Source organism: Pedobacter sp., assembly GCF_039594775.1.
Lineage (GTDB): Bacteria > Bacteroidota > Bacteroidia > Sphingobacteriales > Sphingobacteriaceae > Pedobacter.
Genome location: NZ_JBCNMT010000002.1, coordinates 218,593 through 239,826 on the forward strand (window position 1 = coordinate 218,593; position 21,234 = coordinate 239,826).

The following is a 21,234-nucleotide window of genomic DNA, read 5'->3' on the forward strand; positions in this document are numbered from 1 at the left end:
CAGCTCTCCGACCAATACAATAAAGGATGAGTAAAACCCCGAAAGGGTGGTATATCATTAACCTAGCCGTCTTCTCGTAGAAAATCTATCAGCTTTTGCATGGCCAAAGCCCTATGGCTTATTTTATTTTTTTCAGACATTTCCATTTCCGCAAAAGTAATGTCATAACCATCAGGTTGGAAAATAGGGTCATAACCAAAGCCTTTAGATCCTGTTGGTTCCATTCTGATGGTTCCCTCGATAATTCCTTCAAATAAATAGTTTTCACCATTTTTAAGTAAAGAGATGACCGTTTTGAACCTTGCTTTTCGGTTGCTTTTGCCTTCCAAGTTTTTCAATAGAAGTTGCAAATTGGTGGTATCATCTTTTACACCGCTATATCTTGCGGAGAAAATTCCTGGTTCATTATTTAGGGCTTCTACTTCCAGTCCGCTATCATCTGCAAAACAATCCAAATGATAGTGTTGATAAACGTAGGTGCTTTTCAATGTGGCATTTTCAGCAAAAGTGTCGCCGGTCTCTGGAATATCTACCAGGCAGTTAATATCTTTTAAATTCAGTACTTGATATTCAGGTGCTAGGATATTGGCAACTTCTTCTGTTTTATGAGCGTTGTTGGTAGCAAAAACCAATTTTTTGGTCATATGTTCAAATTTTTTAACGTTCCCCAAAGTGTTTTCTTTGATGCCATATCCGCATCTAATGAATGAAGGTTGTGGGTGAAAATCATGTTGATGTTTTGGAGTACATGTAATTGGTGTAATTGATGTTCTGCAAGGCCCAATGCAATTGGCGATACTCCAAAAGAAAGGAGAAACTTACAGGAGAAAAATGCACTCAGGTGTTCAAACTTGGCAGTAGTATAGGCCGAGTAATTGACTAAAGCAAAATCGGCATTTTTGAGGTTAATAGAAAGCACTAGTTTTCTAAGTAGTTCTGTCCCTTGTGGTGTACTTACCGGATTCTCGGTGTCATTTACAAGGATGAGAATCTTTTTTTCGTTTTTGCCCAAATATTTGAAATCAAAAACTTCACCATAGCTTGGTGCTGGCTCTTCCAATTTGGGTAGTTCAGCAATGGGCTGTTCATAGGCCTGAGCCTCTTTAGGAGTATCTACAGGCTGATTTTCCATCATGGTCATATCACCAGCCAAGTAAACATCATCGGTGAAAAATAAACGTAAAGCTTCTGCGTTAGTAATAAGTTGGCTGCTATTCATTTTTTATGGAAAAATTTCTGTTAAAATTAGTTAAATATCTTATTATAGCACCTTAAATTGTTACTTTTATCCAATAATTAAAAAACGCATCTTTTGTGAAAAAAGCCTGTTTAGCTCTAATTTTTACTGTTGCCGGAAATCTTTTGTACGCCCAAAATGTGGCTTCAATTAACGGAAATCCCATTAACAGCAAAGAATTTTTATGGGTTTATAAGAAAAATCATGCTGGCGAGACCAATCTAGATTATAAAGATTTGGCCGCCTATTTAGAGCTATATGTCAACTTTAAATTAAAAGTAGCAGAAGCCAAAGCATTGGGATTAGATGCGGATGAAGCTTATAAGCAGGAAATCGCTGGTTATGAAGAAGCTTTGAGGTCGCAAAATAAAATTCCTGTAAATTCGCCAGAATATGCTTACATCATGAACGAATATAGAGAGGGTGTTTTGATGTTTAATGTGTGCGAGCAAAAAATATGGTCGAAGGCACAAGATGATGACGAACAGATTAAAGCTTATTTCGATACCAATGCCAAAAAATATGAAGGCAAACCGTTTAGTGAGGTAAGAGGACAAGTGATCGGAGATTACCAGCAACAACTGGAAAATGATTGGATTGCCAGCTTGAGGTCTAAATACAAGATCAAGGTGAACCAATCGGAGCTTAAAAAATTGACCAAGCAATAATGGCTTTGTTAACAGACTACGCTCAATAATTTTAACTTTGTAAATTATACAACAGAATTTAACATACTAATGAAGAGATTTTTATCAATAGCAGGCCTTTTAATGTGCTTGTTTTTGAATGTTAAGGCACAAAATACAAATCCCAATTTGGATAAAGTGGTAGCGGTAGTAGGTAACAACATCATCTTACTTTCCGATCTTAACCAGCAATATGCAATTTATTTAAATCAAGGTAACCCTGCCGACTCAAGGGCCAAATGCTATTTCTTGCAACAGATGTTGATCCAGAAACTTTTAAAGCAACAGGCTGAAATTGATTCGATTGTGGTGGAAGAAAGCCAAGTTGACGATGAGCTGGATAAAAAAATGCGTTATCAGGTTAACCGTATGGGGGGGCAAGAGCGTTTAGAGCAGTTCTTGCAAAAATCTTTGTTGCAATATAAAGACGAGATGAGACCAGACGTAAAAGAAGGTTTGATTGCGCAAAAGATGCAGGCAAAAATTACAGAGAATACTTCGGTAACCCCTTTGGAGGTGAAAAAATATTTTGAAAGTTATCCAAAAGATAGTTTGCCTGATATTGGTGCAGAAGTAGAGGTGGGTGAAATTGTATTGCAGCCTAAGCTTACCAAAGCTGAAAAGCAGAAATATTATGATAAATTGGAAGCCCTTCGTTTACGTGTTAAAAGTGGTGAAGATTTCGGTTTCTTAGCTAAATCTTATTCGGAAGATCCAGGCTCGGCATCGGAAGGTGGTGATTATGGTTTCATTGATAGACAAACCATGGTAAAGGAGTTTACCGCTTGGGCCTTTAAACTTAAAGCAGGTGAAATGTCGCCCGTTTTTGAAACAGAATACGGTTATCATATTGTACAAGTTATTGAACGTAGGGGTGAGCAGGCGCATGTGAGGCATATTTTGATCCGTCCGCAGAACACACTGCAAAGTTTGGATCGTACCAAGCTAAAAGCTGATAGTATTTATCAGGATATTATTGGTAAAAAAATACCATTCGCAGCTGCAGCATCTCTTTACTCAGACAATAAAGAAACCCAATACAATGGTGGTATGATGCTTTATGCAGATAACCAAACTGCCAGAACAACTTTTGTTCCTGTAGAAAAATTAGATCCAGCAGTATTCGTTGTTATTGATACCATGAAAGTTGGAGGGATTTCGCAACCAGTGAAATTTAGCGATCCGCAAAGCGGTAAAGAAGGCTATAAAATCTTCTTCCTTAAATCTAAAATACCGCCACATAAAGCGAGTTTAGAGCAGGACTATCCTAAATTTAAGGAACAGGCCGAAGCAGAGAAAAAAAGTAAGATCATTAGCGAGTGGTTTGAAAAAAGAAGAGAAACTACTTATATTAAGGTTGATAATGAGTTTGCCACTTGTGACGAGCTAAAAATTTGGTTGAAGAAAGATAAAGACAGTAAATAGCCAATGCAGTTTAAAAACGAGGTAGAAGCTGTTGATGCCCTGCATCAATCGTTTAAAAATATACAAGCCGAAATTGGTAAGGTTGTCATTGGACAAGATGAAATTGTAAAATCAGTGCTCATTGCTATTTTTAGTAATGGGCATTGTTTGTTAGTAGGCGTACCGGGATTGGCCAAAACGCTTTTGGTGCAAACAGTAGCCAATGTATTGGACCTTGATTTTAATCGTATTCAATTTACGCCAGATTTGATGCCCAGCGACATTATTGGAGCAGAGATTTTAGGAGAAGATAGACATTTCAAGTTTATTAAGGGACCTATTTTCTCAAACATCATTTTGGCTGATGAGATTAACCGTACACCGCCCAAAACACAGGCGGCATTGTTAGAAGCGATGCAAGAAAAGGCTGTAACTGCTGCGGGTGTTACCCATGGTTTGCCACAACCGTTTTTTGTATTGGCTACTCAAAACCCAATTGAGCAAGAGGGTACTTATCCTTTGCCTGAAGCGCAGTTAGACCGTTTTATGTTCAATATCGCACTGGACTATCCTGCATTTGCAGATGAGTTGACAATAGTAAAAAATACAACGAGCAATAAAACTGTAGAGTTACAGAAAATAGTTAATGCTGCTGAAATACAATATTTCCAAAAGTTGATTCGCAATATACCAGTTACTGATAATGTATTGGAATATGCTGTAAAACTAGTTGCTAAAACTCGTCCTAATAGCGAATTTGCTACCGCAGAAATCAATAACTATATTTCATGGGGAGCTGGCCCAAGAGCCTCTCAGTTTTTGGTGCTTGGTGCTAAATGTCATGCTGCCATTTCTGGAAAGTATGCTCCGGATATAGAAGATGTGCAAGCTGTTGCAGAAGCTATTTTGCGCCATAGAATTGTTCGAAACTATAGAGCAGAGGCCGAAGGCTTAACTACTGAACAAATTATTAAAAACTTGTTTTAGATTTCCTATTGGCTGTTAATATTGGCTTTAACAAGTTGATGGCCAATATTTCGTATATTTGTATCAGCTTTTTATAAAATGAAGATTACAAGGAATACCATAGCGAAAACAGAAATCAAAAAGCTGATTAGCAATTCTGAGGTGGCTTTGTCGCATGCAGAAATACAGCACGAGCTAAACGATTTATGCGACCGTGTAACTATTTATCGGGTGCTGGACCGTTTGGTTGATGAGGGTGCTGTTCATAGAATTGTTAATGTAGATGGGGTAATTAAATACGCTGAGTGTCACGATTGTGAAACACAGCACCACCATAACCATCTACATTTTAGCTGTGAAAAATGTAAATCAGTTACTTGTTTGGAAGATGTAATCCCTTCATTTAAGCTACCGAAACAATACGAAGTAAAAGAAGTCAATTTTACCCTTTCGGGTTTATGCCCTAAGTGTTCAGGAGCATAAATTTATTTATATAATTTCCTCTATAATTGATTGCCCTTTAGAATAATCACCGGAAGTCCATTCCCAAGTTTCGTGCAATTTAATTCTTCCATCAGGCAATATCTCTGGTGTTGATTGGCATCTGCCGGTCATCAGTTCCCCTCTATTATTCACTTGATGATAGCGCATATTGATGTTGCCCTGTTCGTCAACCAAGCCTATTAAATGTCCGCTAACAATTTTACCTCCACTATAAGTAGAAGTAAGAATGTTGCCAACTTGCGTGTAAACGAAAATAGTTTCATTAGAAGTTTCCCCATTTTCGGTGTTATTGATGGGTCTGAAGATTTTCTGGTCGTAATTAATCATCATTTAGTATTTAATGGCTAATTTGCCAATGGTAGTTCCGGACTCTAGTTGTTGATGTGCTTGTTTTAAGCTTTCGGCCGAAAGCCCATTGAGCGTTTTGGTAAGCGTAGGTATAAGGGTTCCTTCGTCCAGTAAATCAGCAACTTTATTTAAAATGTGATGTTGTTCAACCATATCCTCAGTTTGGAAGCTGGATCTGGTGTACATGAACTCCCAAGAGAAACTAGCACTTTTTGTTTTTAGTTTATTAAGCGCTATTGGAGTTGCGCTACCGGTAATGGAAGCAATATGGCCTTGTGGCTTGATCAGTTCGGCCATGGTATCCCAATAGCCATTGGTATCTACAAAATCTACAATAAAGTCCACAAACTGAAATCCAGCGGTTCTAATCTCCTCCACCAAGTTTTTGTGATTTACAACCATATCAGCACCCATTTGCTTACACCATTCAATTGTTTCTGACCTTGATGCGGTGGCTATTACTTTAAGGTTGGCAATTTTTTTAGCTAATTGTATGGCAATAGAACCTACACCTCCAGCGCCTCCAATAATGAGTAAGGTTTTACCTTTATCTTTTTCAGCACTGATACGAATCCTGTCAAACAAAATTTCCCAGGCGGTAAGTACGGTGAGCGGCATTGCGGCGGCGGCTTCGTCACTTAAGGCTTTAGGTTTTTTACCTACAATACGCTCGTCAATCACCTGAAACTCTGCATTGCAGCCTGGTTTGGTAATATCGCCTGCATAATATACTTCATCACCAACCTTAAATAGGCTAACGTTTTCGCCTATGGCTTCTACTACTCCAGAAGCATCCCAACCAATAATCTTTGGTTGTTCCAATACGGTGTCTTTTGCAGAATTTTGTCTGATTTTAAAATCGACTGGATTAACAGCAATTGCTTTGATTTTAACAAGTAGCTCGTGTCCTGTTGGACTAGGTTTTTCGGTTTCAAATTCAATGAAACTATTGGGCTCCGATACGGGAAGAGAAGTTTTAAATCCTACTGCTTTCATGATTAAATGTTTTGAACAAATTTAAAAGAGAAGGCCAACTAGGTTGTCATTGGAAAGTTTTTTTATTTACAAGGGAAGGAGAAGTTTAGTTTGTTGGTGCTTTGTGTTCTTTGCGACTTCTTAGAACCTTTGCGGTTTAATCTTTAATGCAAAGAAAATAGAGAGTTTCGCAAAGAACGCAAAGATTACATATAAGCCTTGGTTAAATAGACCCGATTGTGTGGAAATACTTTTTGTCATCACTAGCTTTTGTATGCTGTCACGCTGAGTTAATCGAAGCGTTTGGCGGAGAAGAAAGAGATCCTTCGATAGGCTCAGGATGACAAGAGTTGGAGCAAAAAGATTGAAACAAAAGCGGAGCTTGCTTAAATAGCGGCGATGATATTGCTTCGAAAAAAAGAAATTATTTTTTTTCGAAATCTAGCCTAATGGAAAACACATTGCTATAAAGCGCATCGGAGCTATTGCCCACGTTGGTTAGCGCATAGTCTAAAGAAAAGTTCTTGATTTTGATGCCAACACCCATATTAGGTTGATAGGTATAGATTTGCTTTCCGGTAAAGTCGGTTGATTTTTGAATGTTGCCCAATCCTCCACGGAGGAAGATGGTTTTTCTGAAATCGACAGAAAGACCAATAGTCGGGTCGGCACTTACGGGGTCAGCACTTACTAGAACGTTTCTCTTCCCATCAGTAGTCAAATTCACATTGGTTTCGGCCATAATATTGAATTTTTCGCTCAATGGGGTCGCATAGGCAACACCTAATACTATACGGGGGTTGGTAGTTTCGGTGGAACTTTTTGGGATATCGTTTCCGGTGGTAGCATACACGGTAGACAGTTTGTCGGCATTGTAGCTCCATGAGTTAAAGGTAGAGGTGATATCTTTTCCCACGGCAGCAAAAATCCATTTTCCTTTTTTGTACTGCACTCCAGCATCTAGCCCAAAACCCCATGATTTGCCATATTCGCCTACCAGTCGATGGATAATTTTTACATTGGCGCCATAGCTTAAACCATCTTCATTTCCAATGCCATTTTTACCTTTTTTTCTGGCATAAGAAAAGATAAAAGCATAGTCGGCAGCGGAAAATTTCTTTACCCTATCATAGTTGATGTTGCCATCGGCATCAATGAGTTCGGAAGTGTCGGGAATATCGTCAACCCCAAAACGTAAAATGGAGGCCCCAACTACTGCGGTATTGTCTTGAACTGAGGTTGCAAAAGAGCCATAGTCATATTTGGCAATGCCTGCAAAATATTCGGAGTGCATAAAGCTCACTTGGCGCGGGGTTTCCATACGTGCAAGGCCCGCCGGGTTCCAATACCCTGCTGTAACATCGTTTACACTAGCCACTACAGAACCTGATAGGCCAAATGCTGTAGAACCTACACCAATGTTAAGAAATTCATTGCTGTATTTCCTTTGGGCTTTAACAGAGATGGTAAAAAAAGCTAAAATAATGAGTAGCGGGTACTTGCGCATGGTTATGTTAACCGATTTTCTATTTCTTCAAATATAATCATAAAATCAACTTCCAATTGGTTTTTGTAAAATTCTAATACAGAGGTAAGTTGATAGGTGGTTTTTTCTGTGAAAGGACGCTCCCATAAACGCATACAGATCCGTTGTAGGGCATAACTAATGTTATCTAATTTTTGATAGCTTAGGAGGTACCTACTTGATTTGAAACTGTCGAAAAACTTAAAAAATAAATCAGTGTCGTTTATTTTGCATTGTTTGATGAACCTTGCTAAATGTTCGGGGTCAACGGCATTTAATTGGTCATAAAACGAATAGATCGCTATTTTTTGATGTTCGATGAGCAGGTGATCTAGAAGAAGTTCCACCCCAATATGTGCTAAAAAAGATGGCCTTACTGGTGTATCTTTTAATATGGGAATGAGCAGATGCTTAAGTTCCTGTGTTTTCGTATGGAAAAAATCCGATGAATGAAATATGAGGTCTACCTGCAAATGTCTTTTCCAACCAGTAAGTATGTTTTGTGAATCAGCTTGTTGGAATAATTCAGGCTGTTTTTCTGGGTGAGCATTCCAATTTTTGTTCGCATTTTTAAGAAGGTCGGGCAATATTGTCCCAATTACCACATTGGCATTAGGGGTATCCCGATCAAAATAAAAATGTGAAAGGAAGTTCATTTTGTAAATATAGCTATATAGATGGTTAGTTGATGGTTGTTTCGTTGTTTGGTCTTAGCATTTAGGGGCCAAAAAACTAAAAAACTGAAAAACCAAAAAACTAAAAAGTTATCTTTGTGCCCTAAAATCGTTAAAAAGATGATAAATTTTGTAGAAGAATTACGTTGGAGGGGCATGCTGCACGACATTATGCCTGACACTGAGCAGAAACTAAATGAAGGCATGCGTGCTGGTTATATTGGTTTTGATCCAACTGCTGATTCTTTGCATGTAGGACACCTGACCCAAATCATGACCTTAATCCATTTTCAAAGAGCTGGCCATAAGCCTGTTGCTTTGGTTGGTGGCGCAACGGGTATGGTGGGCGATCCGTCTGGAAAATCGGATGAACGTAATCTGCAAACGGAGGAAATGGTTGCGCATAACCTTGAAGGAATGAAAAGGCAACTGGCTAAGTTCTTGAAATTTGAAGATGCGGGAAATGGTGCGGTAATGGTTAACAATGCGGATTGGTTCAAGAATTTTAATTTTCTTGATTTCATTCGTGAGGTAGGTAAGCACATTACGGTGAACTACATGATGGCGAAGGACAGCGTGAAAAAGCGTTTGGAAGGAGATAATGGAATGTCATTTACCGAGTTCAGCTATCAGTTGGTACAAGGCTACGATTTTTATTATTTGTGGAAACATCATAACTGCATATTGCAAATGGGAGGTTCTGATCAATGGGGCAATATTGTTACCGGAACAGAATTGATCAGAAGAAAAGATCAAGGTACTGCTTATGCCTTAACTACCCAATTGATTAAAAAAGCCGACGGAACCAAATTTGGCAAAACCGAAAGTGGCGCTATTTGGTTAGATCCTGCTAAAACTTCACCATATAAATATTATCAGTTTTGGTTAAATGCCTCGGATAGTGATGTAAAGGCTTGGATAAGAATCTTTACTTTAAAAGGTAAAGAAGAAATTGAAGCTTTAGAAAAACAACACGATGAGGCTCCGCATTTGCGCATTTTGCAAAAAGCATTAGCGGAAGATATTACTGTGAGAACGCACTCGGACGAAGCTCTGGAAACTGCCATTAAAACTTCGGAGTTTTTGTTCGGAAATGGTTCCCTAGAATTTTTGAAAGGATTATCTTCTGTAGAGGTACTTGATATTTTTGAAGGTATTCCTCAATTTAACATTGCAAAAGCTGACTTAACAGACGGTATTGATACCCCATCTTTATTGGCTGAAAAAACAACTGTTTTTCCTTCTAAAGGAGAGGTAAAGAAAACGGTACAAGGAGGTGGCTTAAGCATTAATAAAAATAAAGTAGCAGATCTAAATACTACCTTTTCAAGTTCTGATTTAATTAATGATGAATTTTTAGTAGTGCAAAAAGGAAAGAAAAACTACTTTTTGATTATTGCTAAGTAATTAAAAAGTAGCCTTGAATAGAAAATGCCACATTTTAGAGTGTGGCATTTTTTATTTCAGACAAAATGCGTATATTGGGGATAATTGTCTGATATGAAGAAGAAAACTGAAGAATTATCAAAATTAGAAGATCCAGCCGTTGCTTATGGATTGGCTAACGTACAAGGTCCTCTTGCAGTTATTATGGGCGGTAAAACCATTCATCCATCAGATTATGATTTAGTAAACATTGCACGGGAGGGTATTGCAAAAAATAAGCTACTTGCATTGGCTAAAAAACTCTCTTTAACCATTGAGGAGCTAGCTGATATATTGCACATTAGCGAGCGTACTTTACAACGTTACGAGCCTAGTACCTTAATCAAAACTGAACATGCTGATAGAGCCATTGAACTGGCAAAGCTCTATGAACGCGGTGCAGAAGTTTTAGGTAGTCATGAAGCCTTTAATAAATGGTTGCGTCATCCTAACCTCGCATTGCGTCATCAAATTCCGTTAACATTATTAGATACTTCCATTGGTTTTACAATGGTGTTAAATATTTTGGGGAGGATTGCTCACGGAGTATTCAGCTAATGTTGGTTTATCGTATTGCTTTACCTGAATATATAGAAGACCTTAGTGGAACTGGGGCCAAGCTTTATGGTGGACGCTGGAACGAGCAAGGTACTGCTGTTGTATATTTTGCGTCATCAAGAGCCATGGCCATTATGGAACTTTTGGTTCACTTAAATGGCGATGATTTGGATAGAGATTTCTCTTTGGCTGCTTTTGAAGTGCCCGATGACAAAATTGAACAGGTAGCCATTAAAGATCTGCCAGAAAATTGGAAAGAATATGAAGCCGAGTCCTTTTTGAAAGCTATTGGACATCAGTTTATCGCTAAGGGTAATCAATTGGTTTTAAAAGTGCCTTCTGTTTTAGTAGAAGAAGAAAACAATATTTTAATGAACCCTAACCATACGGATGCAAATAAGGTTAAGTTAATTTCTAAGCGAGTTTTTAGATTTGATAGGAGGCTAAAAGACTAAATTATTGCACTAATAGATTGCAACCTCTAATATCTGCATTGTCGAATCTGCCCATAATTTCAAAACTATTTTCTCCATGTATTTTGCCTAAGTCTTGGGTAGCGATAAACGAGCAGGAGTTTACATTGGCTAAATCAATCACATTGACTCCACCCGTGGTATTTGATTGGGAAAGGATACTCAAGGGGTCAGAAGTATCTCTCAATAATATTTTCATCCAAGGTGGACATTCAAAAATACCGTTTCCTTTGGAGTAAGCCTGAGACAATAATTCGGTCATGCCATATTCGCTGTGGATGTGTTTAACGCCAAAAGCATCACAAAGTAAATGGTGAAGCTCGGCCCTTACCATTTCCTTTCGCTTGCCTTTCATGCCGCCCGTTTCCATAACAATCAATTCGGGGAAATCAATTTGGTGCTGCTCCGTAAAATCCAGTAGTGCATAGGTAACACCAATCAAAAGTGTCTTTTGTCCATCTGCTTTGAGCTTATTTAAAGTTTCGAATAACTCTTGGTGGTTATGTAAAAAGTAGCCGCTTAAAGGGTGAATGCTTTGCTTAAGCAAGTCGTCTACCATGTAAATTAAAGAAGAACCGTCTCTTTCAAGGTAAGAGGGTAAAAGTGCTAAAATGCAATATTCGCTAGGTTTGCCATAAAAAAGTTCGAACGCTTTGTTATAGCTTTCTTCGTAAATGGATACATCTTGTACCAAGTGTTTACTAGTCATTTGGCCAGTAGTGCCCGAACTGCTAAAGGTAATTTCCGTTGGTGCCGAAGAAGAAATGACAGCATGTGATTTGAAAAAACTAATGGGCAGAAAGGGAATATCTTGGTAATGCCTAACATCATTATGATTAATTCCAAGGTGTGAGATATACTGACGATAAATTTCACATTTGATCGCTTGATGCCTAAATACAGCTAAGGCCGATTCATTGAAATCTTGCTCATTGCTGATAGAAAAAAAATGCCCAGGACTTAAATTCACTGGGCAAAAATACAAAGTTTTAATCGATTACGATTTTGCTTTTGATGTAATCGTTGATTTTCTGAAGTAATATCCGCATAAACCACTAATTCCAGCGGTCAGCCCACCAATAATGGCTGTAACGGCTAGTATTGCAGGCCATATTTTTAATCCAAACATTTCGGCTACTCGCGAGGCCAACAAATGGTGATTGGGCATACTTTTATATAGTGCCATAGCTGTCCATAACACAAGGATCGCTAAAAATGGTTGCCAAAACGAGATTTTTGCGGTTTTTCCAATAATGCCACAAGTAGCAAATGATACGACAATGATTACCCACCAAGGGAAAAACGATTGTAAGGCAAATGATATAATGAGAATAACGATGAAGACCATTTTATTTTTTTGAAATTTTATAACGTGAGATAATTTTTCCCGATTTGTCATCAGGGGATTGCATAAAGAATAAATCGTATAATTTTCCTTCAGCCCAAGTGTCAATCATGTTGTCGTAAAAAGGGCTTCCAGGATTACCAGATTGTCCACCAGGATAAACACCATGCCCCTTAGGTGCTTTGCCTAATTCTATCACCATTCTCCATGAAGGTCCGTTGCTTTCGCTCAAAGCATTCACTGTACTTTTTGAGCCTCCTATGAGTAGTTTCTTAGAACCAAATCCGGGTATTTTTGCCAGGTGGGGTACATTGGTGTTTTTTACGTTTGCCCATTGCCAATGCTCGCCTATCGGGCCGTATTTTCTTTCTAAGCTATCACAAGCATACTTGAATGAGCTATTCACCAAATCCGATAAGGTTTCTTTTTGGGAGGTGTTCACATTGTCGAACCATTTGGCATTGGGGTCTTTTTGGATCAGTTCAATGGTTCTATCTCTCGAAGGGTAGCGCATTGGGTTTTGCTTGTCATTAAACTCATCATCCCAAATTTCGATAGACAGTCTTTTAGTCCATAAATCAAATACACTGGCAGCAACGGATTTGGAATCAAAATATCTATTCCATTTTGAAGTGAGATTGTAAGCTTCTTTTTGAGTGGCGTTTAGCTTGGCTGCATTTACCAATGGAAGCAGGTAAGGTATCAGGTTTTCGGCCATAATACTGTAGGAATCCATTTGCAGATTGCGCATACTGTCGGCGGTGATTTTTTCCATCGCTTTTAGCCTGTCGTTAATCCGCTTTCCTCTTTCATAGGGCGAGAATTCCCAATTGATATAATATGGGTAGCTTGGGTCGGTTGAGGATTGATTAGCAGAGCTTACGAAATTTCGTGGTGGATTTTTAACGGTTGGGTTTTGAGATGCAGGAATCCAGCCTTGCCAATCATTGCTAGGGTCGGTACCATCAAGAATGAATTTTCCTTGATTTTTCCATTTTAACGGAAATTTGCCGTTAGGTGTAATGGCAATATCATTGTCGACACTTGCAAAAATAAAGTTCTGTGCTGGTGCAGTAAAATAAGGTAGGGCTTTGCGATAATCGTTATAGTTTTTGCCTCTATTCAATAAGTAAAAAGCCTTTAATTCGTTTGATTTATCATGAGCGATCCAGCGCAAAGCATGGCCTGTAGGAACGTTGGCAGCTCTACCGTAACTGGGCTTTTGGAAATAAACCACAGGCCCGTGGTGGGTATAAAGTACAGTATCTACAATGTCGGCTGCGCCTTTTATTTTAATTTTTTCGTAACGAGGCTTTGTATTTTGCCATTTGTTATTGTACCAATAGCTTTGATGTTTATCATCCTTAAATTTTATTTGATAAAAGTCAAGCACGTCGGCCGCTACATTGGTTACGCCCCAAGCGATATTTTGGTTAAAGCCGATAATAATTCCTGGCGCACCAGGAAGAGAAACACCATACGCATTTACACCAGGAGCATGTAACTGAATTTGATACCAAATAGAAGGTAAAGTTAAATCTAAATGGGGGTCATTCGCTAAGATTGGGAAACCTGAAGCTGTTTTTGCGCCTGACACTGCCCAGTTGTTACTTCCAATGCCTTCTTCTTTTTGCTTGGTGGCAATGTTAGTGCTCATCATGTCGGTGAAAGATTTGGGAGTGGCCGGAATAGGCAGGGGCGTAAAATCCCATTTAGTGCCCACCGGAATAATAGGGTCTTCTTTAAAAGGATAATCAGGGAACAGGTCTTTAGTAATTGCTGGACCATATTTTTTAAGAATGTTGGTCATGTAAAACTCGTCGGATCCCATGGCCAATACCGCCGACATTTGCTTGAGTAGTAAAGCACATTTGATGGGAGTCCACTGTTCAGGCTTAAAGTCTAACAATTTATATTCTACTGGTAAATTGCTACGATTTAATGATTTGATATAGTCGTTAATACCTTGGGTATAGGCCAAAAGCATTTCTTTGGCGTGGGGATCGGCCATCATGCCTTCCAAGGAGTTTTCTGCACCATACACCATGCCCATTCGTCTTTGATACTTATCAACCTCGATTGCTTTTGCACCCACTACTTCCGAGATTCTTCCGGCGGCAAAGCGGGTTTGGAAATCCATTTGCCAAAGTCTGTGCATGGCCGTTACGTAGCCTTGGGCGTAATATAGGTCGTAGTCGTTTTGGGCAAACACATGGGGAATCATGCGGTCATCAAAAGCAATTTCTATTTTGTCCTTGGCGTTTTTTAATACTATTTTTTTGTTTTTGGCTGGTGACATTCCTTCGGCATTTTGCCAAAATCCCGTAAAAGGATTTAGGAATTTTAAAATTGGAGGTAGGTCACCAAATTTTGTATTTAAGGAATATCCTAATAGGATAGGAATGATAATGCATATCAGCGCTTTAGCTTTGTTCATCGGTGTCGGTTATTGTTTTGGTTTGCTTTTAGGCCGAAGCCAATTTAATTATAAAAATGAAATGAAAGACAATCTAATTTTAATTATTACTCAAGTAATGGCAGAATAAAAATTTGTAAGTATCAAAAATTGTATTAAGTTTATGTTAAAATAAACAATATAAACTACAGAAGTATGAACAAAACAACTACTAAAGTATTTCTTATGCTTTGTGTTTTGCTGTGGACAGGGTTCGCGGCCATTGCGCAGAGTATTGTAGTTAGCGGTACTGTGACCGATAAACTAACTAAAGAGCCGATTCCGGGGGTAAGTGTAACAGTGAAGGGAAAAACGATAGGTTCTTCTACTGACCAAAATGGTAAATTCTCTTTCACAACTACAGAAAAACCTCCGTTTACACTTTCAGTAACGTTTGTTGGTTTCAATCCTGTAGAAAGAGAAATTACAGGTACTTCTACCAATTTGAGCTTTGAACTAGAATCCGGAGCAATTTTAGGCCAAGAGGTGGTAGTTTCGGCTTCAAGAACGCCAGAGCGTATTTTAGAATCACCGGTGACTATTGAGCGTATGGGAGCTGCCCAAATCAAGGAAATTGCAGCGCCATCATTCTACGATGCGATTCAAAACATCAAAGGTGTGGAGATGAGTACTCAAAGTTTAACTTTTAGGTCATACAATACCCGAGGTTTCAATGCCAACGGTAATACCCGATTCAATCAGTTAATTGATGGAATGGACAACCAGGCACCAGGTTTGAACTTCTCTGTAGGTAATATTGTAGGTATCACAGAACTTGATGTAGACAATGTGGAGTTATTGCCAGGTGCTTCATCTGCTTTGTATGGTGCAGGTGGTATTAGTGGTACTTTGTTAATGACCTCAAAAGATCCCTTTAAATATCCAGGTGTTAGTTTTCAATATAAAACAGGTGTTAACCACGTAAATGATAACAATACTTCGGTAAAGCCATTTAATCAGTTAGATGTGAGAATGGCAAAAAGTTGGAATAATAAGTTCGGTGCTAAATTCGCTTTCTCATTTTTGCAAGCTAGAGATTGGTTTGGCACTAACTACTCAAACTTTGATAGGGCTAGCAATATGCCTAAAGCAGGTACTCGCGCTTCTGATCCCGGATATGATGGTGTTAACGTTTATGGTGATGAAGTTAACCAAAGTATAATGGGGGTTTCTAAATCGGTAGTTGGGCAATTTGCAGCTGCATCTCCAACAACCTACAATAATATTCTTACGGCAATAGGCGGTGGTGCCACATTTGCTCAACTTATGGCTGGTTATGGCCCAACTCCAGCAGGGCAGTACATTCCTTTTATATATAGCTTGGCAACAGGCCGTACCTCAAACCAAATAGTATCAAGAACTGGTTATAACGAAATGGATTTGGTAGACTATAATACAAAATCGCTTAAAATGTCGGGAGGATTGTATTATAATTTAACACCTACTATTCAATTGGTAGGGCAGGCAAATTGGGGTACCGGTACATCGGTTTATACAGGGTCAGACCGTTATTCATTACGCAATTTCAATATTGGTTTGTATAAGTTAGAACTTAAAGGGGAAGATTTTTACGTAAGAGGCTATACTACTCAAGAGCGTTCGGGAGATTCTTATATTTCTTCTATTTTGGGAAGTTATATGAATGAAGTTAGTAAACCATCAGGTGGTGCTACAGGTTGGTTTGTGAATTATGCTGGCGTATATAGTGCTGCAAAATCACAAGGTGCAAGCGAAGAGGCAGCTCATGCGACCGCTAGGGCACAGGCAGACGCCACTCGTATTCAGCCAGGTACTACAGCTTTTGCTAATACAGCGTACCGTATAAAAAATACTTACATCAGCCAAACAAATATGGCTCAAGGCATTTACGGTGCGAAGTTTAACGACAAGTCTAATTTATACCATTATGAAGGTATGTATAACTTTTCTAGATTGTTTGATAATGTAGTAGAGTTTCAGGTGGGCGCTTCTGCTCGTAGATTTGATTTAAATTCAGGGGGAACTATTTTTGACGATTTAAATAGAGAGATTGACATTGATGAATATGCTGCTTTTGGACAATTAGGTAAAAAATTTGGCGAAGTGTTTAAATTAACTGTTGCTGGTCGTTTTGATAAGAGTCAAAATTTTGAAGGCCGCTTTACACCACGTGTGACTGGAGTATGGACTGTCGCTAAAAACTCAAACATTAGGGCTTCCTTCCAAACAGGTTTCCGTAATCCAACAACGCAAAATCAATACATTGATTTGTCTGTAGGGGGTGGTAGCCAACGTTTAATTGGAGGTATCCCAGAATTTTTGAATAAATACAATTTAAATGGAAACAAAGGTTATACAGAAGCTAGCCACAGAGCATATATGGCATCTAAAATAGCCTCGCCAACGGGTACTGGTAACCGTAGTTTGTTAGTGCCTTATACTTTTGATCCAAGAGGCGTGCGTCCAGAAAGTGTAACTGCTTATGAATTGGGTTATAAAGGTTTGTTAGGTTCTAACTTTTTAGTAGATGTTTATGGTTTCTACAACGAGTATAAAGATTTCATTACCGCAGTTAACCTTCAACAAGAGACTGCAGCAAATAGCGATACTTTTGTTAAGTTCGGTGTCCCTGTAAATGCTACTGGTAAAGTTAAAACTTGGGGTGGTGCTTTTGGTTTAGATTACGTGACTGGTAAATATACTTTCTCGGGTAACGTTTCATACAATAAGATTGGCAATTTGCCGGCACAATATAATAACGATTTCAATACGCCAGAATTCCGTTATAATATTGGCTTAAGTAATCGCGAAGTGTTTAAAAACTTTGGTTTCAACGTGAACTATCGTTGGCAAGATAAATTCATCTGGTTCTCTTCATTTGCAGGAGGCGAAGTGCCAGCATTTGGTACTGTAGATGCTCAGGTGAATTTAAAAGTTCCTTCGGTAAACTCAGTAATTAAAATTGGTGGTTCAAACATCTTGAACAAATACTATATCACTTCTTATGGTAACCCAGAGGTTGGTGCAATGTACTATGTTTCATTGGCGTTTAATCCATAACATATTGACAACCAAGCAAACGAAAAAGCCCCGCATTTGCGGGGCTTTTTTATGCGTTCTCGTCATTTCGATACGTAGTGAGAAATCTAGCTTATTATAAGCATCATATTAGATTGCTCCTCATTCTTCGTCGAAATGACGATAAGAAGTATTACTTATACATTTCTTCCCTCAACTTTGCTACATCGGCATTGTTAATGTACTCATCGTAAGTCATTAATTTATCAATAACTCCCTTAGGGGTAATCTCAATAATACGGTTAGCAACTGACTCGGTTAAGGCGTGATCTCGTGAAGTAAATAACATTGTGCCCTTAAAATCTTTCATGCCATTGTTTAACGCGGTGATTGATTCTAAATCCAAGTGGTTGGTAGGTTCATCAAACATTAAGAAGTTAGCTTGCTGCAACATCATCCTGGAGAACATACAGCGCATTTTCTCGCCACCAGAAAGCACTTTCACGTTTTTCATTACTTCTTCACCTGAGAATAACATACGGCCTAGGAAGCTGCGTACAAATTGCTCGTCAGCGTCTGTGCCCGAATACTCACGCAACCAGTCCACCAAATTTTCATCTTTGTTCGCGAAAAACTCGGTATTGTCATTAGGAATGTCAGCGATGCTAATGGTTACACCAAATTTAAACTCGCCAGTGTAATCTTTATCGTTACCGTTTAACACCTCGTAAAAAGCTGCGGTAGCCAAACTATTTTGAGAAAGAATCGCAATTTTGTCGCCTTTGTTTACCATGAAGCTAATGTCTTTGAACATAACTTCACCGTTGATGGTTTTGCTTAATTTTTCTAACTGTAAAATTTGATCTCCAGCTTCACGGGCACCATTGTTGTTGAACATGATTGCAGGGTATTTACGGCTAGAGGCTTTGATCTCAGAAATATCAATCTTATCCAAAGCTTTTTTACGTGAGGTTGCCTGCTTAGATTTAGAAGCGTTTGCGCTAAACCTGCGGATAAATTCCTGTAATTCTTTTACCTTATCTTCTAACTTCTTGTTTTGGTCAGAACGTTGTTTCAAAGCTAATTGACTACTTTCATACCAGAAGCTGTAGTTACCAGTATAGATACTCATTTTGCTAAAGTCGATATCTACAATATGCGTACAAACCGCATCTAAAAAGTGTCTGTCGTGACTTACTACCAATACAATGTTCTGATAATCGGCTAGGAAATTTTCCAACCAAGCAATGGTATCAATGTCCAAATCGTTGGTAGGCTCATCCAGTAATAAAATATCAGGGTTGCCAAATAATGCCTGTGCCAATAACACACGTACTTTTTGGTTCCCATCTAATTCTTTCAATAACTTGTGGTGAAATTCTTCCTTGATGCCAAGGTTGCTCAACATGGTTGCAGCATTGCTTTCCATGTTCCATCCATCCATCTCAGCAAAAAGATTTTCTAATTCTCCAGCACGTTCTCCATCTTTTTCGGTAAAATCTTCCTTCATATAGATGGCGTCTTTTTCCTTCATGATATCGTACAACTGTTTGTGGCCCATCATTACCGTTTCAATGACTGGAAATTCGTCAAATTCGTAGTGGTTTTGCTTAAGCACGGCCATACGTTCACCAGGGGTAAAAGCTACTGAACCACTAGTTTGCTGTACATCGCCAGATAAAATCTTCATAAAGGTAGATTTACCTGCGCCATTTGCGCCAATTACGCCATAGCAATTGCCATGGGTGAATTTTAGGTTAACGTCCTCAAATAGTGTACGTTTTCCATAACGTAACGATAGGTTTGAAACTGAAATCATGTTGCTGAAAAATAAGCCGCAAAGGTACGTTTTTAAGTTAAGACTTGAAAGCTAAAGGTTTTAATGTTGCACAACTCTCACTAAACCTTATCACGTTAGCTAATTATCTCATTGCTCAATTTTCTCATCCGATAACTCATCATTGCCGTTTTTCCAAGTTTTTTTATCAGTTGGTAATTAGCCACGGCACCTACTGCTGCGCCCACCACTGGAAGCATTTGAGCTAATTTGGCAAGGTCAATGTAATCGCGATACTGCTGTTGGAAAGTTTGCCAATCAAATTGGTCTCCATTTTCGGGTAGTAAGAAAAGTTTGTCATTCCAGTTTTCCATTTGAGTTAACACTTTCTGGCTTCCTGTTTTGCTGGAGAAAGCCAGTTGGAAAATATGTAAAATATATAATCGTTCTCTGAAATCACTTGCGTCATAGCCATAAAGTGCAGCAATTTCATATAGCATTTTGATTTTTATGGCGATCAATATGGGGAAATCGGCTAGGCTCATTAAAAAGCCGCCTGCTCCGGTAACACCACCTTCAGCTGCTCCTGTTTTACAATAAGTGTCTATTTTTGCCTTTACCAATGCTTCTTTGTGGAGCATGCTCATTTCTTCGGGAGATAAATTAGAACTGGTAATTTCCGACCCAAATAATACCGCCTTTACCATTTGTTTAATGGTTGCGGTGATGGCATCATGTACTTTTTGCGGAATATAGCTGTTTATTTTGCCCTGAACCTTAGTGGCAATATTTCCCATTAATGATGGTTTTCTCATCACTTCCAACTTCCAAAATTGAAGCTCTAAGGCTATTTGCTGTTGATAATTATCCATATTCGGGCTTTGTTACAACAGCTTAGAAGTTTAAAAGTTGGATAATGTTACAGCGATAAGCATGATTTTCCAACTCGTTATTGCGAAACATGAAGCAATCTTAAAGTTTAATTGATAGTTGTAAGATTGCTTAGCAAAGCTCGCAATAACGAGCGGATTAAATTTTTAAGGCATAAAAAAAAGTCCCGCAATTGCAGGACTTTTCAATATCTTATTAAGAAAGTTATTTCTTCTCTTTATTGTAAGCTTCGTTTAAGCCTTTGATCACTTCTCTGGTTACATCTAAGCTTTCGTCAGCAAAAAGAATATCTCCCATGCCTTTTTGATATTTCAATACCATTTTGTAGCCTTTATCTTTTGCGTAGGTTTTAAGGAAATCTGCTACTTTGTTGTAAAGCGCTTCTTGCTCCTTTGCTTGTTCATTTTGGAAAGCAGCACCAGCATTTTGTTGGTAAGCTTGTAGTTCTTGTTGTTTGCGGCCTAATCTTTCTTCCGTTGCAGCTCTTTGCTCAGCAGTCATGCTGCTGGCTTGCGACTGGTATTGCTGCATGTCGCGTTGGAAAGCTTGTCCTTTTGCTTTAAGGTCTGCATCAGCAGCTTTCCCTTTTGCTTCCATTTTGGTTTTCAATACTTTAAAGTACTCGTATTGGTTCAACAGAGAATCTGAATCTACAAATACAATTTTATCCTTGTTGGCATCAACGCTTACTGTGGTTTTAGCAGCAGTGCTTTCGGTTTTTGTCTCTTTGTTTCCACAAGCGCTCATCACAGAAACGATGGCAATTGCAGTAGCTAATCCGCTAAATTTTACTGTGTTTAGTTTCATTCTGTCCTTCTAAATTTTAGCAAATATAAAAATCAAATCCGAACATCCTAAAAGTAGTCGCCTATTAAACGTTTTAGTTCTTTAAAATGCTATTTTCTGAAAGAGGAAAAATACTTTTTTAAGTCGATGAAATTGTGACACTTTTTAGATGATTTTAACACTCGAATAGTTATCCACAATACCCAAA

At 38.6% G+C, this 21,234-nt stretch carries 20 protein-coding genes; 8 read left to right on the forward strand and 12 right to left on the reverse strand.

Annotation, left to right across the window (positions count from 1 at the left end):
• Positions 1-62: 62 nt before the first annotated feature.
• Positions 63-644, reverse strand: coding sequence for a non-canonical purine NTP diphosphatase (locus ABDV71_RS07085; RefSeq protein WP_343531746.1), 582 nt, complete (start codon positions 642-644; stop codon positions 63-65).
• Complete coding sequence (locus tag ABDV71_RS07090; RefSeq protein WP_343531747.1) at positions 641-1,219, reverse strand: hypothetical protein; 579 nt, start codon at positions 1,217-1,219, stop codon at positions 641-643. Before ABDV71_RS07090 ends, ABDV71_RS07085 begins: the two co-directional genes overlap by 4 nt.
• 95 nt (positions 1,220-1,314) lie before the next feature.
• On the opposite strand from ABDV71_RS07090, the gene ABDV71_RS07095 reads away from it, so the two are divergent.
• The 4 genes from ABDV71_RS07095 to ABDV71_RS07110 all read left to right on the forward strand — a co-directional run bounded on the left by ABDV71_RS07095 (position 1,315) and on the right by ABDV71_RS07110 (position 4,776).
• Complete coding sequence (locus ABDV71_RS07095) at positions 1,315-1,905, forward strand: hypothetical protein (RefSeq protein ID WP_343531748.1); 591 nt, start codon at positions 1,315-1,317, stop codon at positions 1,903-1,905.
• A 69-nt stretch (positions 1,906-1,974) separates the two neighbouring features.
• Positions 1,975-3,348, forward strand: coding sequence for a peptidylprolyl isomerase (locus ABDV71_RS07100; protein WP_343531749.1), 1,374 nt, complete (start codon positions 1,975-1,977; stop codon positions 3,346-3,348).
• Positions 3,349-3,351: 3 nt separating this feature from the next.
• Positions 3,352-4,314 (forward strand): AAA family ATPase, encoded by a 963-nt coding sequence (locus tag ABDV71_RS07105; protein ID WP_343531750.1) that lies wholly within the window; start codon positions 3,352-3,354, stop codon positions 4,312-4,314.
• Positions 4,315-4,392: 78 nt separating this feature from the next.
• Positions 4,393-4,776 carry a transcriptional repressor gene (locus tag ABDV71_RS07110; RefSeq protein WP_343531752.1) on the forward strand — a complete coding sequence of 128 codons (384 nt, stop codon included), beginning with the start codon at positions 4,393-4,395 and terminating at the stop codon, positions 4,774-4,776.
• Positions 4,777-4,782: 6 nt separating this feature from the next.
• Here the strand turns inward: ABDV71_RS07110 and ABDV71_RS07115 are convergent, their stop codons facing one another.
• From ABDV71_RS07115 to ABDV71_RS07130, 4 genes are all read right to left on the reverse strand, one after another.
• Positions 4,783-5,127, reverse strand: coding sequence for a n-acetylglutamate synthase (locus ABDV71_RS07115; RefSeq protein WP_343531753.1), 345 nt, complete (start codon positions 5,125-5,127; stop codon positions 4,783-4,785).
• On the reverse strand, positions 5,128-6,141 hold the full coding sequence (locus ABDV71_RS07120) for a zinc-binding alcohol dehydrogenase family protein (protein WP_343531755.1): 1,014 nt from the start codon (positions 6,139-6,141) through the stop codon (positions 5,128-5,130).
• A gap of 403 nt (positions 6,142-6,544) precedes the next feature.
• Positions 6,545-7,627 (reverse strand): hypothetical protein, encoded by a 1,083-nt coding sequence (locus tag ABDV71_RS07125; RefSeq protein ID WP_343531756.1) that lies wholly within the window; start codon positions 7,625-7,627, stop codon positions 6,545-6,547.
• Positions 7,628-7,629: 2 nt separating this feature from the next.
• Positions 7,630-8,301, reverse strand: a complete 672-nt coding sequence (locus tag ABDV71_RS07130) for a hypothetical protein (RefSeq protein ID WP_343531757.1) — start codon at positions 8,299-8,301, stop codon at positions 7,630-7,632.
• Positions 8,302-8,442: 141 nt separating this feature from the next.
• On the opposite strand from ABDV71_RS07130, the gene tyrS reads away from it, so the two are divergent.
• The 3 genes from tyrS to ABDV71_RS07145 all read left to right on the forward strand — a co-directional run bounded on the left by tyrS (position 8,443) and on the right by ABDV71_RS07145 (position 10,757).
• Entirely contained in the window at positions 8,443-9,726 is a 1,284-nt protein-coding gene (gene tyrS / locus ABDV71_RS07135) for a tyrosine--tRNA ligase (protein ID WP_343532206.1), read from the forward strand.
• Between the two features lie 93 nt (positions 9,727-9,819).
• Entirely contained in the window at positions 9,820-10,302 is a 483-nt protein-coding gene (locus tag ABDV71_RS07140) for an antitoxin Xre/MbcA/ParS toxin-binding domain-containing protein (protein ID WP_343531758.1), read from the forward strand.
• Positions 10,302-10,757: an RES family NAD+ phosphorylase gene (locus ABDV71_RS07145; RefSeq protein WP_343531759.1), complete on the forward strand. Its 456-nt coding sequence runs from the start codon at positions 10,302-10,304 to the stop codon at positions 10,755-10,757. Before ABDV71_RS07140 ends, ABDV71_RS07145 begins: the two co-directional genes overlap by 1 nt.
• Position 10,758: 1 nt before the next feature.
• Here ABDV71_RS07145 and ABDV71_RS07150 read toward each other — a convergent pair whose 3' ends face one another.
• The 3 genes from ABDV71_RS07150 to ABDV71_RS07160 are packed head-to-tail and all read right to left on the reverse strand — an operon-like array spanning position 10,759 to position 14,557.
• Positions 10,759-11,745 (reverse strand): acyl transferase, encoded by a 987-nt coding sequence (locus ABDV71_RS07150; protein WP_343531760.1) that lies wholly within the window; start codon positions 11,743-11,745, stop codon positions 10,759-10,761.
• A 27-nt stretch (positions 11,746-11,772) separates the two neighbouring features.
• Positions 11,773-12,123, reverse strand: coding sequence for a hypothetical protein (locus ABDV71_RS07155; protein ID WP_343531761.1), 351 nt, complete (start codon positions 12,121-12,123; stop codon positions 11,773-11,775).
• A 1-nt stretch (position 12,124) separates the two neighbouring features.
• On the reverse strand, positions 12,125-14,557 hold the full coding sequence (locus ABDV71_RS07160) for a penicillin acylase family protein (protein ID WP_343531762.1): 2,433 nt from the start codon (positions 14,555-14,557) through the stop codon (positions 12,125-12,127).
• Positions 14,558-14,731: 174 nt separating this feature from the next.
• On the opposite strand from ABDV71_RS07160, the gene ABDV71_RS07165 reads away from it, so the two are divergent.
• On the forward strand, positions 14,732-17,614 hold the full coding sequence (locus tag ABDV71_RS07165; protein WP_343531763.1) for a TonB-dependent receptor: 2,883 nt from the start codon (positions 14,732-14,734) through the stop codon (positions 17,612-17,614).
• A 151-nt stretch (positions 17,615-17,765) separates the two neighbouring features.
• On the opposite strand, the gene ABDV71_RS07170 is transcribed toward ABDV71_RS07165, so the two are convergent.
• The 3 genes from ABDV71_RS07170 to ABDV71_RS07180 form a co-directional block, all read right to left on the reverse strand.
• Entirely contained in the window at positions 17,766-19,391 is a 1,626-nt protein-coding gene (locus tag ABDV71_RS07170; protein ID WP_343531764.1) for an ATP-binding cassette domain-containing protein, read from the reverse strand.
• A gap of 95 nt (positions 19,392-19,486) precedes the next feature.
• Positions 19,487-20,221, reverse strand: coding sequence for an EcsC family protein (locus ABDV71_RS07175; RefSeq protein WP_343531765.1), 735 nt, complete (start codon positions 20,219-20,221; stop codon positions 19,487-19,489).
• Between the two features lie 223 nt (positions 20,222-20,444).
• Positions 20,445-21,047 carry an OmpH family outer membrane protein gene (locus ABDV71_RS07180; RefSeq protein WP_343531766.1) on the reverse strand — a complete coding sequence of 201 codons (603 nt, stop codon included), beginning with the start codon at positions 21,045-21,047 and terminating at the stop codon, positions 20,445-20,447.
• Positions 21,048-21,234 lie beyond the last annotated feature (187 nt).